The 13,672-nt window shown below is 46.1% G+C and carries 15 protein-coding genes; 6 read left to right on the forward strand and 9 right to left on the reverse strand.

What is annotated here, in order from left to right:
* Nucleotides 1–255: 255 nt before the first annotated feature.
* The gene (locus QUA70_RS09465) at nt 256–648 is read right to left on the reverse strand and encodes a DUF2358 domain-containing protein (protein ID WP_333346531.1); all 393 of its coding nucleotides are present in this window, start codon (nt 646–648) and stop codon (nt 256–258) included.
* Nucleotides 649–717: 69 nt separating this feature from the next.
* On the opposite strand from QUA70_RS09465, the gene QUA70_RS09470 reads away from it, so the two are divergent.
* Entirely contained in the window at nt 718–1,326 is a 609-nt protein-coding gene (locus tag QUA70_RS09470) for a glutathione S-transferase N-terminal domain-containing protein (RefSeq protein WP_333346528.1), read from the forward strand.
* 187 nt (nt 1,327–1,513) lie between these two features.
* On the opposite strand, the gene QUA70_RS09475 is transcribed toward QUA70_RS09470, so the two are convergent.
* From QUA70_RS09475 to ahcY, 3 genes are all read right to left on the reverse strand, one after another.
* Nucleotides 1,514–2,938, reverse strand: a complete 1,425-nt coding sequence (locus QUA70_RS09475) for an NADP-dependent isocitrate dehydrogenase (protein WP_333324256.1) — start codon at nt 2,936–2,938, stop codon at nt 1,514–1,516.
* A 175-nt stretch (nt 2,939–3,113) separates the two neighbouring features.
* On the reverse strand, nt 3,114–3,716 hold the full coding sequence (locus tag QUA70_RS09480) for a DedA family protein (protein ID WP_333324254.1): 603 nt from the start codon (nt 3,714–3,716) through the stop codon (nt 3,114–3,116).
* A gap of 107 nt (nt 3,717–3,823) precedes the next feature.
* Entirely contained in the window at nt 3,824–5,101 is a 1,278-nt protein-coding gene (gene ahcY, locus QUA70_RS09485) for an adenosylhomocysteinase (RefSeq protein ID WP_190734016.1), read from the reverse strand.
* A 273-nt stretch (nt 5,102–5,374) separates the two neighbouring features.
* Here ahcY and QUA70_RS09490 point away from each other — a divergent pair, with 273 nt between their 5' ends.
* Nucleotides 5,375–5,698, forward strand: coding sequence for a mechanosensitive ion channel domain-containing protein (locus QUA70_RS09490; RefSeq protein WP_333324252.1), 324 nt, complete (start codon nt 5,375–5,377; stop codon nt 5,696–5,698).
* A gap of 35 nt (nt 5,699–5,733) precedes the next feature.
* Nucleotides 5,734–5,985: a hypothetical protein gene (locus QUA70_RS09495; protein WP_333324251.1), complete on the forward strand. Its 252-nt coding sequence runs from the start codon at nt 5,734–5,736 to the stop codon at nt 5,983–5,985.
* Here the strand turns inward: QUA70_RS09495 and QUA70_RS09500 are convergent.
* From QUA70_RS09500 to QUA70_RS09510, 3 genes are all read right to left on the reverse strand, one after another.
* Nucleotides 5,970–6,185: a hypothetical protein gene (locus QUA70_RS09500; RefSeq protein ID WP_333324249.1), complete on the reverse strand. Its 216-nt coding sequence runs from the start codon at nt 6,183–6,185 to the stop codon at nt 5,970–5,972. The genes QUA70_RS09495 and QUA70_RS09500 overlap by 16 nt on opposite strands.
* Nucleotides 6,186–6,389: 204 nt before the next feature.
* Entirely contained in the window at nt 6,390–7,082 is a 693-nt protein-coding gene (locus tag QUA70_RS09505) for a PEP-CTERM sorting domain-containing protein (RefSeq protein ID WP_333324247.1), read from the reverse strand.
* A gap of 625 nt (nt 7,083–7,707) precedes the next feature.
* Nucleotides 7,708–8,307, reverse strand: a complete 600-nt coding sequence (locus QUA70_RS09510) for a sulfite oxidase-like oxidoreductase (protein ID WP_333324245.1) — start codon at nt 8,305–8,307, stop codon at nt 7,708–7,710.
* A 310-nt stretch (nt 8,308–8,617) separates the two neighbouring features.
* Between QUA70_RS09510 and QUA70_RS09515 the strand changes: the two genes are divergently transcribed.
* On the forward strand, nt 8,618–8,851 hold the full coding sequence (locus tag QUA70_RS09515; protein WP_333324244.1) for a hypothetical protein: 234 nt from the start codon (nt 8,618–8,620) through the stop codon (nt 8,849–8,851).
* 339 nt (nt 8,852–9,190) lie between these two features.
* Here the strand turns inward: QUA70_RS09515 and QUA70_RS09520 are convergent, their stop codons facing one another.
* Entirely contained in the window at nt 9,191–9,886 is a 696-nt protein-coding gene (locus QUA70_RS09520; protein ID WP_333324242.1) for a TrkA family potassium uptake protein, read from the reverse strand.
* A gap of 140 nt (nt 9,887–10,026) precedes the next feature.
* Nucleotides 10,027–11,361: a TrkH family potassium uptake protein gene (locus QUA70_RS09525; protein WP_333324240.1), complete on the reverse strand. Its 1,335-nt coding sequence runs from the start codon at nt 11,359–11,361 to the stop codon at nt 10,027–10,029.
* A gap of 221 nt (nt 11,362–11,582) precedes the next feature.
* On the opposite strand from QUA70_RS09525, the gene QUA70_RS09530 reads away from it, so the two are divergent.
* Both QUA70_RS09530 and QUA70_RS09535 read left to right on the forward strand, forming a co-directional pair.
* The gene (locus QUA70_RS09530; RefSeq protein ID WP_333324238.1) at nt 11,583–12,536 is read left to right on the forward strand and encodes a methyltransferase domain-containing protein; all 954 of its coding nucleotides are present in this window, start codon (nt 11,583–11,585) and stop codon (nt 12,534–12,536) included.
* Between the two features lie 98 nt (nt 12,537–12,634).
* On the forward strand, nt 12,635–13,630 hold the full coding sequence (locus QUA70_RS09535) for a homogentisate phytyltransferase (RefSeq protein WP_333324236.1): 996 nt from the start codon (nt 12,635–12,637) through the stop codon (nt 13,628–13,630).
* Nucleotides 13,631–13,672 lie beyond the last annotated feature (42 nt).

Genomic DNA, 13,672 nt, shown 5'->3' on the forward strand with positions numbered 1-13,672 from the left:
TTATTGTAACGTTCTGTAACAGATATTAATTTAGTGGGGGAATTAATTTTGGCGACAAGCAGCCGCCGGACACAGCACATTTTCGGTCATTCACGAAATTCCTGCCATGTCAAGATAAGTTAAAATTATTTATTTCAGATATCACTTGCGATACATAAAAATCCATCAGGGTTCATCTGTGTTTATCTGCGGTTAAAAAAGGGCTATCGCTCTTGAAACACTACTTTTTATTGCTAAAAAATCTAAGAACAATTCTCAAACATTAGTTTTCACGGGAAATACGAGTTGTTTGAGCACGTCCAACCGCGAACAGTTCCAGTAATCGACGTGCGAAACGATTAAACCGTCGTTGTTGACTTTCAGTTCGCTCCTACCGGCGATCGCCATTTTCGGTTTCCAAGGTAGCGGTGCGCTCCACCTCAAAGTCCAGCGAGTTTCTATAATATCGGACGATCGCGAAATGCCGTGCAAGTCTAGTTTAATTTCTTTAAAAAAAGTCCCCATAAACCCGATCATTTGGCGGTAGCGCTCGATTCCTGTAAATCGATTCACTGGGTCTTCAAAATAAACATCTTTGGCGTAAATGCTGTAAGTCTGATTTTGGGGAAATTTTTGATAATCGTCTTTGAGAATTTCAATAATATCCATTATGATTAGCTATTTGCCTTAAATTATTATAATATAGTTTATACCTGCTTGAGAAAAGGCGGACAACTTATGATCGACCTGTACACTTTTACCACACCGAACGGTCGCAAAGTCTCGATCATGCTTGAGGAAATAGGTTTACCCTACAACGTGCACGTCATCGACATCACAAAAAACGACCAATTTAGCCCAGAGTTCATAGCAATCAACCCCAACAGCAAAATTCCGGCGATAGTCGATCGAGATAACGGCATCACCGTCTTCGAGTCGGGCGCTATTCTGATGTATCTTGCCGAAAAAAGCGGTAGATTTCTGCCCACAGACAAACAAAAATACTTTCAAGTTATAGAGTGGCTGATGTTTCAAATGGCCAGCGTCGGCCCGATGTTTGGTCAGCTAAACCACTTCAAACGCTTTGCACCCGAACAAATTCCCTATGCGATTGGGCGTTACGAAAAAGAAACCTTGCGCCTCTACGGAGTATTAGATACTCAACTAGCAAAATCTGAATACATCTGCGGCGACTATTCTATAGCCGACATTGCTACCTATCCCTGGGTGGCTATTTACGAATTTCAAGGATTGAGCCTCGACAACCACCCCCACCTTAAACGTTGGGTAGAAACCTTACAGAAGCGTCCCGCTGTTGAGCAAGGCATGGCTGTTCCATCATTATAAACCCCGCATCTAAATTGTATTTTCGGGCGGGCGGGCCCCCCCACAAGCAAGTTGACTTTTGTGGAACGGCCTTCTAGCCCGTTCTTAAGAAATAGCGGGCGGGCTAGAAGCCCAACCCCCTACTCCCCACAAGCAAATTGACTTTTGTGGAACGGCCTTCTAGCCCGTTCAAAAAAAGCCCTCAAACTCAATCCGCGAAATGCTTAATAATCGCCTCACCAAACTCCGAACACTTCAACTCAGGCACCGGCGGTTCCATCAACCTCGCCAAATCGTAAGTAACTTCACCATTAGAAATTGCCGCTCCCAAACCCTTCTTAATTAAGTCTGCTGCTTTCTGCCATCCCATGTATTCTAACATCATCACCCCGGACAAAATCAGGGAACCGGGATTGACTTTATCCAAACCAGCGTGTTTCGGTGCAGTGCCGTGAGTCGCCTCAAAAACTGCACATTCATCACCAATATTCGCACCAGGGCCCATACCCAATCCACCCACAATGGCGGCGGCCGCATCGGATAAATAATCCCCGTTCAGATTCATGGTCGCCAAAATCGAATACTCGGCCGGTCGCGTTTGAATTTGTTGGAAAATACTGTCAGCAATTCGGTCGTTGACCATGATTTTTTCTTTCCACTGACCGCTGCCGTGAGTCTCCCAAATTGCAAACAGAACGTCGGCAACTTCTTGACGAATTTTGGCTTGTTTTTCTGGCGTCAAAGCATCGTATCCAGGGTCTATTTGACGAGCATTATCTTCTAAGCTAATGTCAGGATTTTTTTCTTTGTTGCCAAGAATCCAAGACTCTCTTTCAGTCACGCACTGAGCACGAAATTCGGTGGTTGCTAATTCATAACCCCAATCTCGAAAAGCTCCTTCGGTGTATTTCATGATGTTGCCTTTGTGTACCAAAGTTACTTGCTGCTTTTCTTTTGGTAACCGCAAAGCGTGGGTAATGGCGCGCCGTACTAAACGCTGAGAACCTGTTTTGCTAATGGGTTTAATTCCGATTCCAGAATCGAGGCGAATTTGTTTTTTGCCATGTTCTGGTGTTGCTGGGATTAACTCATTATTGAGGAATTCAATCAATTTTTTGCCGATTTCGCTGCCTTTTGCCCATTCAATTCCGAGGTAAATATCTTCTGTATTTTCCCGGTAAATAATTACATCTAGGAGTTCAGGAGTTTTGTGTAGCGATGGTGTTCCAGGATAATATTTGCAGGGCCGCACGCAGGCGTAAAGGTCAAAGATTTGCCGCAAAGCTACGTTTAGCGATCGAATTCCGCCACCTACGGGCGTTGTCAGCGGCCCTTTGATGGCGACTCCGTATTCTTTGATGGCGTCTAAGGAATCCTGGGGCAGATATTGGTAAGTACCGTAGACATCGCAAGCTTCGTCGCCTACATAGATTTTAAACCAGTTGATTTTTCGATCGCCACCGTAAGCCTTTTCTACCGCAGCATCCATGACTTTCTGGGATGCTGGCCACAAGTCAACGCCGGTACCGTCGCCGCGAATGAAGGGAATAATTGGGTCATTGGGGACGATCGGCGAACCGTCTTTGAAAGTAATTTTAGAACCTGTTGTTGGGGCTACAATCTTTTCGTACATATCTTAACCGTGGGGATAGGAATGTTCCCTATTTTGCCACGATTGTCTGCCTAAACCTCAATTAATCCTAAATATTTGTATAAATTTTTGATAAATTGATTTTTAAGCGCAGATAACAGCAGATAAACGCAGATAAACGCAGATGTTTTTGGGATGTCTGCATTTATCTAGCATTCTATTCTTTTTGCATATTCTTCTTCACAATCCACAAAATACACCAGATGACTATAATCACCGCAACTATTTTGGAAACCGGGCCCAGATAATCCTCTACAAGTGTATAATTTTCCCCTAGTTTATATCCGGCAAAAGTCAGAAAACTTACCCATAAAAGAGTGCCGCCTGTTGAGTAAATTAAAAAAGGAATTAAAGGCATATTATTGATGCCAGCGGGCAGGGAAATTAGGGTGCGAACTCCTGGTACTAGGCGACACAAAAACACGGCTTTGTTGCCGTGTCTGTTAAACCATCTATTTGCTTTGTCAATATCAGCCCCCGATACTGTGATCCACTTACCGTATTTGTCGGCTAAATTCCTCAAGCGTTCTTCGCTCAATAATTTACCGGCATAGTACCAGGGCAGAGCCCCCAGAACTGTACCGATTACTCCTGCTGCGATCGCCGGTGAAAACTCCATTCTGTTCTGGAATACCGTGAATCCTGCCAGCGGCATAATCAATTCTGAGGGGATGGGAGGGAAAAGATTTTCTAAAAACATCAACAGGCCAATTCCGAGATAGCCCATCGACTGCATTGTGTTAGTTATCCATTCAACCATTTTGATTTAATAATTGGTAAGAAGAAGTCATGACTCAGTAGTCATTAGTCAGTAGTCATTAGTCATTGCTCGTTCCCAGGCAGAACCCGGGAACGAGAATACTATGATTAAGTTCCCGAAGTCCAAGAGTTTGTGTACTCAATTTGCTCGGCCGTCAAGGTATCAATGTGAATACCCATTGCTTCCAATTTGAGACGGGCAATTTCTTTGTCAACTTCCACGGGGATTGAGTGAATACCAGGCTCTAGTTTGCCTTTGTTCGTAACCAGATATTCGCAGGCTAAAGCTTGGTTAGCAAAGCTCATATCCATCACGGCGCTGGGGTGTCCTTCGGCTGCTGCCAAGTTGATCAAACGACCTTCGCCCAACACAATAATCGACTTGCCATTATTGAGGTGATATTCTTGAGTGAAAGACCGGACTGTTTTCACGTCGGTGCTTTTTGCGCCGAGGGATTTGAGGTCAATCTCAATGTCGAAGTGACCGGAATTGCAAACAATTGCGCCGTCTTTCATGGTCTCGAAATGTTCGGCACGAATGACGTGTTTGTTGCCCGTAACGGTAATGAATATATCTCCGACTGTTGCTGCTTCGTCCATCGGCATGACGCGGAAACCGTCCATCACTGCTTCGATCGCCCGAATCGGATCGATTTCGGTGACAATTACGTTAGCACCCATACCACGGGCGCGCAGTGCCGTGCCTTTGCCGCACCAACCGTAACCTGCAACCACAATATTTTTACCGGCTAACAAAATATTGGTAGCGCGGATAATGCCGTCTAGGGTAGATTGACCGGTGCCGTAGCGGTTGTCAAAGAAGTGCTTGGTGTCGGCGTCGTTGACGTTCATTGCGGGGAAAGTCAGCACGCCGTCTTTCAACATGGCGCGCAGGCGCACGATGCCTGTGGTAGTTTCTTCGGTAGTTCCAATTAAGTCGGAAATTTGGTCCGGGCGGTGCTGGATCAGTGCGGCTACCACGTCGCTGCCGTCGTCGATGATAATATTGGGGCGGTGGTCTAGGGCTGTGTAGACGTGACGTTCGTAGGTAGCCGCGTCTTCTCCTTTGAGGGCGAAGACGGAAATGCCGTAGTCTTCAACTAAGCAAGCCGCTACGTCATCTTGAGTGCTCAAGGGGTTGCTGGCGATCAGTACGGCGTCGCCACCGCCGAGTTTGATGGCGATTGCCAAATGAGCGGTTTCTGTGGTTACGTGGCAGCAAGCAGCCAAGCGAATGCCAGCGAAAGGCTTTTCTTTAGCGAAGCGTTCTTGAATTTGCCGCAAAACGGGCATTTCCCGGCCGGCCCACTCGATGCGTTGCTTTCCCAAGGGGGCGAGGGACAAGTCTTTGACTTCGTGTTTAATCTTGACGGATGTAGCAACCATGTATGTTATTTCTCAGAAATCATCAAACTTTGTTAGTTTTAGCAGATTAAGTCATCGACGGGCAAGTGCTGTGATTTTACTCGATCGGCGTCGGCGGTGCTAATCTTAAATTTTGATTGTATTTTAACGATTAGCGAGCGAGTCAATGGAGTTACCCGCACAGCGAGAGTCAAACATTTCTGTCGGCCGATGGAGCTCAATCTTTTGTGTTAGCGTGGCGTTCTGGAATTATTTGACACTCTCACTTGGGCTGCTGGCAGTTTGAGCGCCTTCGTGATTGCGTTCCCGGCTTGGCGGCCTGCAGATATCATCAGTTGGTTAGGACTTGGTTCAGCAGGGATTAGTTTCGCGTTCCAAGACATCTTCAAATACTTTTTAGCGGAAATATTGTTGCTGTTGCACGAACCGTTTCTATTGGGCGAGCGGATAATTGTAGAAGGCTTTGAAGGTACTGTTGAAAAGATTTTGCTGCGTTCAACTCAAATTATTAGTGATCGGGGAGAGCGAGTTATCGTGCCGAAGGCGATCGTATTTACCAATTCAATGCGGGTACTAACAACCATTCCACACAGGCCAACCAACCTGCGTTTAATTTAAGCCTACGATACCGGCTTTCCTGAGCAATTGAAACCTTGGTTAAAGCTATTTCCGAAGTCGAAGGCGTTTTGTCCCAAACAACTCCAGAAGCTGATACTTCATCCATTAACCAAGATTCTTTGCATCTTATTGTCCCCTATTGGAAGCTGCTGGAACAAGCACCGGTGCGATGGACAAAAACCCTGGTTATGGTGGCGATTAAAGTAGTGTGCGTCTGGGCGGACATTAAAATTTTTCAACCGGTAGCGGTGACTTTGTACGATCGAACAATTTACCGTGAGTTTTGAATTTTGAGTTGGGAGAGGGAGAGAGTGGGAGAGGGCGAGAGTGGGAAAAATCCTCTTGCTTCAGGCTTGACTTCTTCACCCTTGAGTTCTTCCCTCAACACCCATCCGTTAAATCCCGTACACTGCGCGTTCCCGAACTTCACCCTGATATCAAATCCGCGCTTCATCGTCGGGCGTAAAATCGAGTCAATATCCAACACTCAACCATTATTCAGTTTGGCGACCCGGAGTCAACAGTCAGCAGTCAACAATTCCGGAGGAGTGTAACCAGAGTTGATATGACTTCTCCCTTCTGACTTTTCAAATCAAGCAAAAGGCGAGCCTCTTTCTCATTAGCGCGCCTCCTAATTGAATTTTATTTTGTTGTCAAACGTAATTGAAGAGAGGGTTCCGGTTGAAACAAATCATGAAGTCGTCTTGCTAGCACGGCGGCGACGGGCTGCAACCAAGCCACCTAAACCGAGAGCCAAACCAGTCATTGTCATCGGTTCGGGAACTGCTTCTGCGCTCACTGTGAAGTCTTGGAAGTCTGAGTCGTTGCTGTTACCGCGATCGTCGAAGCCAATTAGCGTGCCTCCGTTAAACAGAGAATCCAATCCGTTTGTGAATTGTCCGGCTGCTTGGAATGTGGCAGTTGTTTCTTTGTCGAGCGCGTTCCACAGTTGCGATTGCCCGCCAAACACCGCTTGCTGGCTGCCGCTGTTCAAGCTTGAGGTCGAGTAGACACTGCCACCCCAGCCACTGTCGAGCCCCAAAGTGTAAATTTGATTTGCCAGGAATGTGAATACTGCCGAGCCAGAGCCCACGACTGTATTGCCCAGAGTTCCTTTCCATTCGTTTTCCCACTCGTTGTCTGAGGATTTAGTTTCCGAAAACAGGGTGCTAACTAGAGAGACCGCCGAGTCCTTCACACTGTAGATTCCCACAGAGGATTGGTACATACCGTGAGATTGTTTGAAGTTAAACTTGACACTGGTATCTTGGCTGAATGTGATGCCGTTGGTACCAAAGGAGAAGGCTTGAGCTGGAGCTCCGGCGCCAAACAGAGCTGTGGCGGCTGCGGTAGCTGTGAGGGCGGATAATAGTTTGGTATTCATAACCTGTTCCTTTTGTGCGAGGGTCTTAATAATTTCATTATGCGATACTTTTTTGTATTTGGTTCACTTTAGGTAAAGTTTGACATATTCTTTATCAAGCCTTTACATAACCTTCACAAATGCTGTCTATCGCCTCGGCTCGCGGGCGATCACTCCCTAAAAATACCTCCTAAATAATTATAAAAACTGTGGATTGAAACCTTGCAGTAGCGGGCATGGGAGCGCGGATCAGCCAAACTGATTTGGATCTGGCTTATGCTAATTTTTTATTTGATTTTCAAGTCTAAATCCTCAATACCAAACACTTAAGTATAAATACGGTAATATTTGTGTGTACTGACAGTTAGAGTAGTTTTATATTAACCAGAAACTGGGAATATTTGTTTTTTGGGACTTTTGTAGGGGAGTTAAAGTAGTTTATCTATCGGGTAAATTACGTACAAAATGCGATCTTTGGGTTTACGTATTTTGGTTAAATTAAGTAGATACGGTGGCGTGAGATATCCCAAAGATGCGATCGACGAGATGCGATTTCTGCAGATTGAAGCGGTAAAAGAGCGGATTGCGCCTCCACAAAGATTGTATAGAGAAGCTCTGGCCCCGTCCTTGCTCCCGATCGCCCGCATCAAAACAGACCGCTGTAGCGTTCCTCGGCCCAAGGTTCGCCCCGCGGGTGGTAGCCGTTGCGTTCCCAAAAACCGAGTTCTTCGGTTTCTGTAAATTCCAGGCCGTTAATCCATTTAGCGCTTTTCCAAGCGTACAAGTGGGGAACTACGAGCCGCATTGGGCCACCGTGGTCTGCGGATAGAGGTTCGCCGAAGACGGTGTGGGCGAAAAAGTTTTCTTCTCGGAGGAAGTCGGCGATCGCAATGTTGGTAGTGTAGCCGCCATAGCAGTGTTCCAGGACGTGCAGAGCTTTTGGATCGACTTCTACATACTTCATAAAATCTGTGACTTTGACTCCCGTCCACTGCACGTCGAGTTTTGACCACCGAGTGACGCAGTGAAAATCCGCAGTAAAGTTACTTTGGGGCATGGCCTGGAAGTCCGACCAAGTGAAGGTTTTTGGTTGTGCCAATCCCCAGACTTTAAATTCCCAACTCTCAATGCTAACGGAGGGGGTATCCCCGTAGGTCAACACGGGAAAGCCGTTGGCGAGGTATTGACCTGGGGGGACGCGATCGCTGTTTTCTGATTCTGGCTTGCGAAAAAATTTGCCCAGCATTGATTCACGCTCTACAGTAACCGACTGCAATCCTGAGTATAACTTGCAGAGATGAGCGCATCGCAATTCATCTCAAGGTAGAAAGCTTTCATCACTTCTGCCGAAATAAAAATCCCACAATCCTGCCTGATGCCAACCTACTTATGCCTTCTGAGAGAGGCCAAGCTAAAAATTACAAAATATATCACCCCAGAGTATGAATTACCTAACCTTAAATTTTATCGCAATTAATGGTGCATTTCCGAACCTTTGATGTATGGTTACAATATGCTCAGATGCCATATGTAAAAAAATTGATGGGGTAAAAATCATGATCAGAAGTTGCTTGATTCCGTTGACGGTATGCTTGATTGCTTGGTGGGTGACTGCCGGGACTGACAACAGAACGCTAGACGGAATTCCGGCTCCCATAGCTGCAATTATTGGAATGTGTTCGTTAATTTGGTTGGTCGCAGTGTGTCCTTGGCCTGTTGAACTCGCTCTAGTCTTGGCAGTCGTGGTTTTGGGCAAAGCTTACCTGCAAAAAATCTTGAAAGTCGGCTGAATTTTCAGGGCGAGCGCTCCTATAGTTTGCGGGAGCGCGATGATCGAGTGCTGCTACTTTGTTGAAATTCTTCGCGATTTGTCTGGCTAATTTGTCAGATGGGGTCCCAAAGGCGGAACCAACCCTAGAATTAGTGAAATTCAATTTAGATATTTAGGTTAAAAATTAGAACATAAAGATCGACAGAGAAACCCGGTTGACTAAGATCAACCGGGTTTGTGAGGACCTGAAATTTTGACACATCCCGCACCACTTGCTGAGGGCTTCGACACTGGGAACCCAAGAAACCGGGTTTCTGAGTCCAGAAGTGTTGCTGTATGTGCATAAAATGGCGAGCTGTTAAATTGGCAAGCGATTGATATCTTTATTAGAACCAATTACTACCATCACCTCGCCTTTGCTCAAGCGTTCGCTGGGCTGCGGATTGATCTCGAACTTGTGGGCACGACCGACTGCTAGCAAGTTCAAACCATACCTGCGCCGGAGTTCCAATTCGGAGATGGTTTTGCCATCAAACTTTTCAGGAACGAGCAACTCAACAATGCTGTGATCTGGGTCGAGGTCAAAGCGTTCTAAAATGCTGGGTTTTGTAAGAAGGCGGGCTAAAGAGCAGCCCATTTCTCGTTCGGGAAAAACTACATGATCTGCGCCGACTTTTTTCAACAGTTTTAAGTGAGTTTCCGAAGAAGCTTTGGCGATTACGTTACTTACCCCGCCTTCCTTAAGATTTAGGGCGGTGGTAATGCTTTCTCCTAGGTAATTGCCGATCGCAACAATCACTGTTTCAAATTCAAATATACCGGCTTCCGCAAGAGCGCTAGGCTCAGTAGAATCTAACTGCACAACGTGAGCAGCAATGCGATCGTTCAAAGCTTGAGTCACTTTTTTTTCATCGGTGTCAATTCCCAGGACTTCGTAACCCAAACCGTGCAGAGTAGAACACACAGCTTTGCCGAAGCGTCCCAAACCAATAACTGCAAACTGCTTGTTTTCGGCGCGCAAAGTCCGAAAAAAATTTAAAGATGACAGGTTCACTGAATATCCAGCGCTAAGCGTCTTGCTGTTTAAATTTTAGCAGAGACAGCGCCGCCTCCTTTTGGTTTTTGGGTAAGTAGTAAAAGTTGATTTGGGTTGTCACCCATTGTTTAGATTATCAGCAACGAGGCAAGATTTTTTTATCCCACTAACAAACTTTCCTCAGCATACTTAAAAGACCTGGGTTTTGGGTCGCCGAATGCAGCACTCATCAGCAGCAGCACGCCAACACGACCTATGTACATTGTAGCAATCAAAACCAGCTTACCGATCGCTGAAAGCGTGGGTGTAATCCCAGTGGAAAGACCGACCGTGGCAAAAGCTGAAACTGCTTCATACAGCGCTGCGATAAATTCTACTTGGGGATTGGTTAGCTCGATTAAAATTGCAGATGTGAACGCGACCAACAGGGAACCGAAGACTACGCTAATGGTTTTCAGAATCATTGCTGGCGGGATTTGACGCTGATAGCATTCCACATCTTCCTGGCCTTCGATAACTGCTGTGGTACAGCAAAACAATATCCTAAAAGTTGTGGTTTTGATTCCGCCACCGGTGCTGCCAGGACTGGCGCCGATAAACATCAGCGCGATAGTCAGAAATAGCGAGGATTCGGTCATTTGGCCAATGCTAATGGTATTGAACCCCGCCGTGCGGGGGGTAACAGATTGAAACCAAGCTGCCATCACCTTTTGAGGAAAATTTAGAGCACCGAAAGTGTTTGGGTTGTCGTATTCCAGCACCAAAAAGGCTAGCGTTCCTAAAATTAAAAGGACAGCGGTTGTAGTGGTAACAACTTTGAAGTTCAGGGAAAAAACTGTGCAGATAGGGCTTTTGTTGAAGCGATCACGCAGCCACAGGTACATTTCCATAATTACTTGATAGCCGATTCCCCCAAATATGATTAAACCGCTGACGGTGAAGTTAACCATAGGCGAACTGATGTAGCCGATCAAATTATCTGAATAGATGCTAAAACCCGCGTTGTTAAAGGAATTAACGCTGTGAAATATAGCAGACCACACACCCTCTTTAAATCCGTATTGGGGGACGAAAACCGTCATAAGCAAAAACACTCCTGTTAATTCAAACAAAAGCGTTGTTGCTAGAATTGACTGCACGAGTTGTACTACGCCGGCTAGCCCGGATTTGTCGAGAGATTGTTGCAGGGCAATTTTGTCTTTCAAACCAAAGCGGCGGCCCAATAACAGCAGCAAGAAAGTCGTGGCTGTCATGTAGCCCAAGCCTCCTATTTGCACGAGTAAAACTAGGCACAGTTGCCCCCAAAAAGAGTAATATTTTCCGACATCCACAACCGACAAGCCCGTGACGCAGACAGCGGAAGTAGAGGTAAACAGTGCTGTTATTGGATCGCTCCAAGTTCCATCAATTGTGGAAAAGGGCATCATAAGTAATAGAGCACCTGCGAGGATGACAGCGAGAAAGCCCAAAGCAATGGTTCGCGAGACAGTCATTCGATTTTAGATTTTAGATTTTAGATTTTAGATTTGAGAGGGAACCACAAATGGATTTTAGATTTGAGGTTTGAGAGGGAAGCCACAAATCGATCCTCGGGCTTGAAATCAGGACATCTCTATCTGGCCAATGCCGGAGACCGATCAAACTCAATCACCAAATTCGATGACAACAGCGGGAAAATAACGGTAGAATTCCTTTAATAACTTGCGATCCGGCGATGACATCAACACTTTACCAGCAAATTCAGCAACTTTACGACGCTTCTAGCGGTTTGTGGGAGCAGGTGTGGGGCGAACATATGCACCACGGTTACTACGGCCCGGATGGCAATTTGAAAAAAGAGCGCCGACAGGCTCAGATAGATTTGGTAGAAGAACTGCTGGGCTGGGCTGGAGTGCCGTCAGAGAAGGCACTCTGTGAACCTTACCGCATTCTCGATGTCGGTTGTGGGATCGGCGGCAGCACGCTGTATTTAACTCAAAAGTTTAGTTCGATCGCTCAAAATAATTTAAAGTTCGATGGCGGGGCGGATCAAGATTATAGCCGATCGTCCGAACAAAATAAAACGGGCGCTAGCGTTACAGCGACCGGGATTACTCTGAGTCCGGTACAGGCCAACAGAGCGACCGAACGCGCTAAAATTGCCGATGCTCAAAGCAATGTGAACTTTTTGGTGGCCGATGCTTTGAATATGCCTTTTCCTGACGAGTCTTTCGACTTGGTTTGGTCGCTCGAGAGTGGCGAACATATGCCCGACAAAATTAAGTTTTTGCAGGAATGCTGCCGCGTGCTCAAGCCGGGAGGAACTTTGATTTTGGCAACTTGGTGTCACCGCCCGCTGGGAGAAACGGCGGGTGAATTAACTGATGAAGAGAGAAAGCAATTGGCAGAAATTTACCGGGTTTATGCTTTGCCTTATGTGATTTCTTTGCCGGAATACGAGGAAATTGTCCGCAGTTTGCCTTTGACAAGTATTCGCACCGCTGATTGGTCAAAAGCTGTTGCTCCTTTTTGGGATGTGGTGATCGATTCTGCTTTGACTCCGAGCGCGATTTGGGGTTTGCTAACGAGCGGTTGGACGACTATTCAAGCAGCACTTGCTCTTGGATTGATGAGCCGTGGATATCAGAGCGGGTTGATTCGTTTTGGGATGATTTGTGCTGTAAAATAACAGGGATAGATCAGAGAAGTTTTGAGTCTTGAGTTGATGAGTAAGGTGCGTATTACGCACCTACAGAATATTATTTGTGTGGTGCGGGTGTGAGATTTATGGGCAATGATTCGATTGGCAAGTCTTGGATTGATAAAAATGGTTCGGCTCCGCAAAGCTGGGTGAGGGCATTTTGGGAGTTTTCTCGGCCGCACACAATTGTGGGTACTAGCTTGAGTGTATTGGCTTTGTACGCGATCGCCCAAAGCGCGCGACTGTTTGTGAATCCTGTATTTTTGCCCCTAGCTTTTGCGTGGTGGGCTTGCATTTGCGGCAATATTTATATTGTGGGATTGAACCAGTTAGAAGATGTTGAAATTGATCAAATAAATAAGCCGTATTTGCCGATCGCATCGGGAGTGTTTTCTCGGAAAACCGGCGAATTAATTGTAATTGCAACGGGAATTATAGCAATTTTGACTGCTGTTTTACAAGGCCCGTTTTTGCTGGCTACCGTTGGCGTTAGTTTGGCGATCGGGACTGCTTATTCTCTGCCGCCAATTCGGCTGAAGCGGTTTCCTTTTTGGGCGGCGCTGTGCATTTTTACGGTGCGGGGCGCGATCGTAAATTTAGGGTTATTTTTGCACTTTAATTGGGTGTTAGGTTCGGGAAGGGCGAAAAGCGCTTTTTCTGGCTGGAGTTTGGAGAGTGTGTCTTTTGAGATTCCTGCGGAAGTTTGGGTGCTGACGGTTTTTGTTGTGGTGTTTACGTTTGCGATCGCCATTTTTAAAGATATCCCCGACATGGAAGGGGACAAGCAATATAATATTACTACGTTTACGATTGAGCTGGGCAAGCCGGCCGTCTTTAATTTATCTCGCTGGGTGTTGACGGTTTGTTATTTGGGCGCGACTTTGGCGGGAGCGATCGTATTGTCTAATGTTAATTTAGTGTTTCTGGCAGTTTCTCATTTGGCGGCTTTGGGTTTGATGTGGTTTTGGAGCGCGAAAGTGGATTTGGACGATAAAATAGAAATTGCTGCATTTTATCAGTTTATCTGGAAGTTGTTTTTCTTAGAATATCTGATTTTTCCCGCAGCTTGTTTGTTGGGGTAGAAGGGGAAGAAGGAAGTTCGGCAACGGATTCGCTCCACGGAT

Origin of the sequence: Microcoleus sp. LAD1_D5 (genome assembly GCF_036702115.1) — a bacterium.
GTDB lineage: Bacteria > Cyanobacteriota > Cyanobacteriia > Cyanobacteriales > Microcoleaceae > Microcoleus.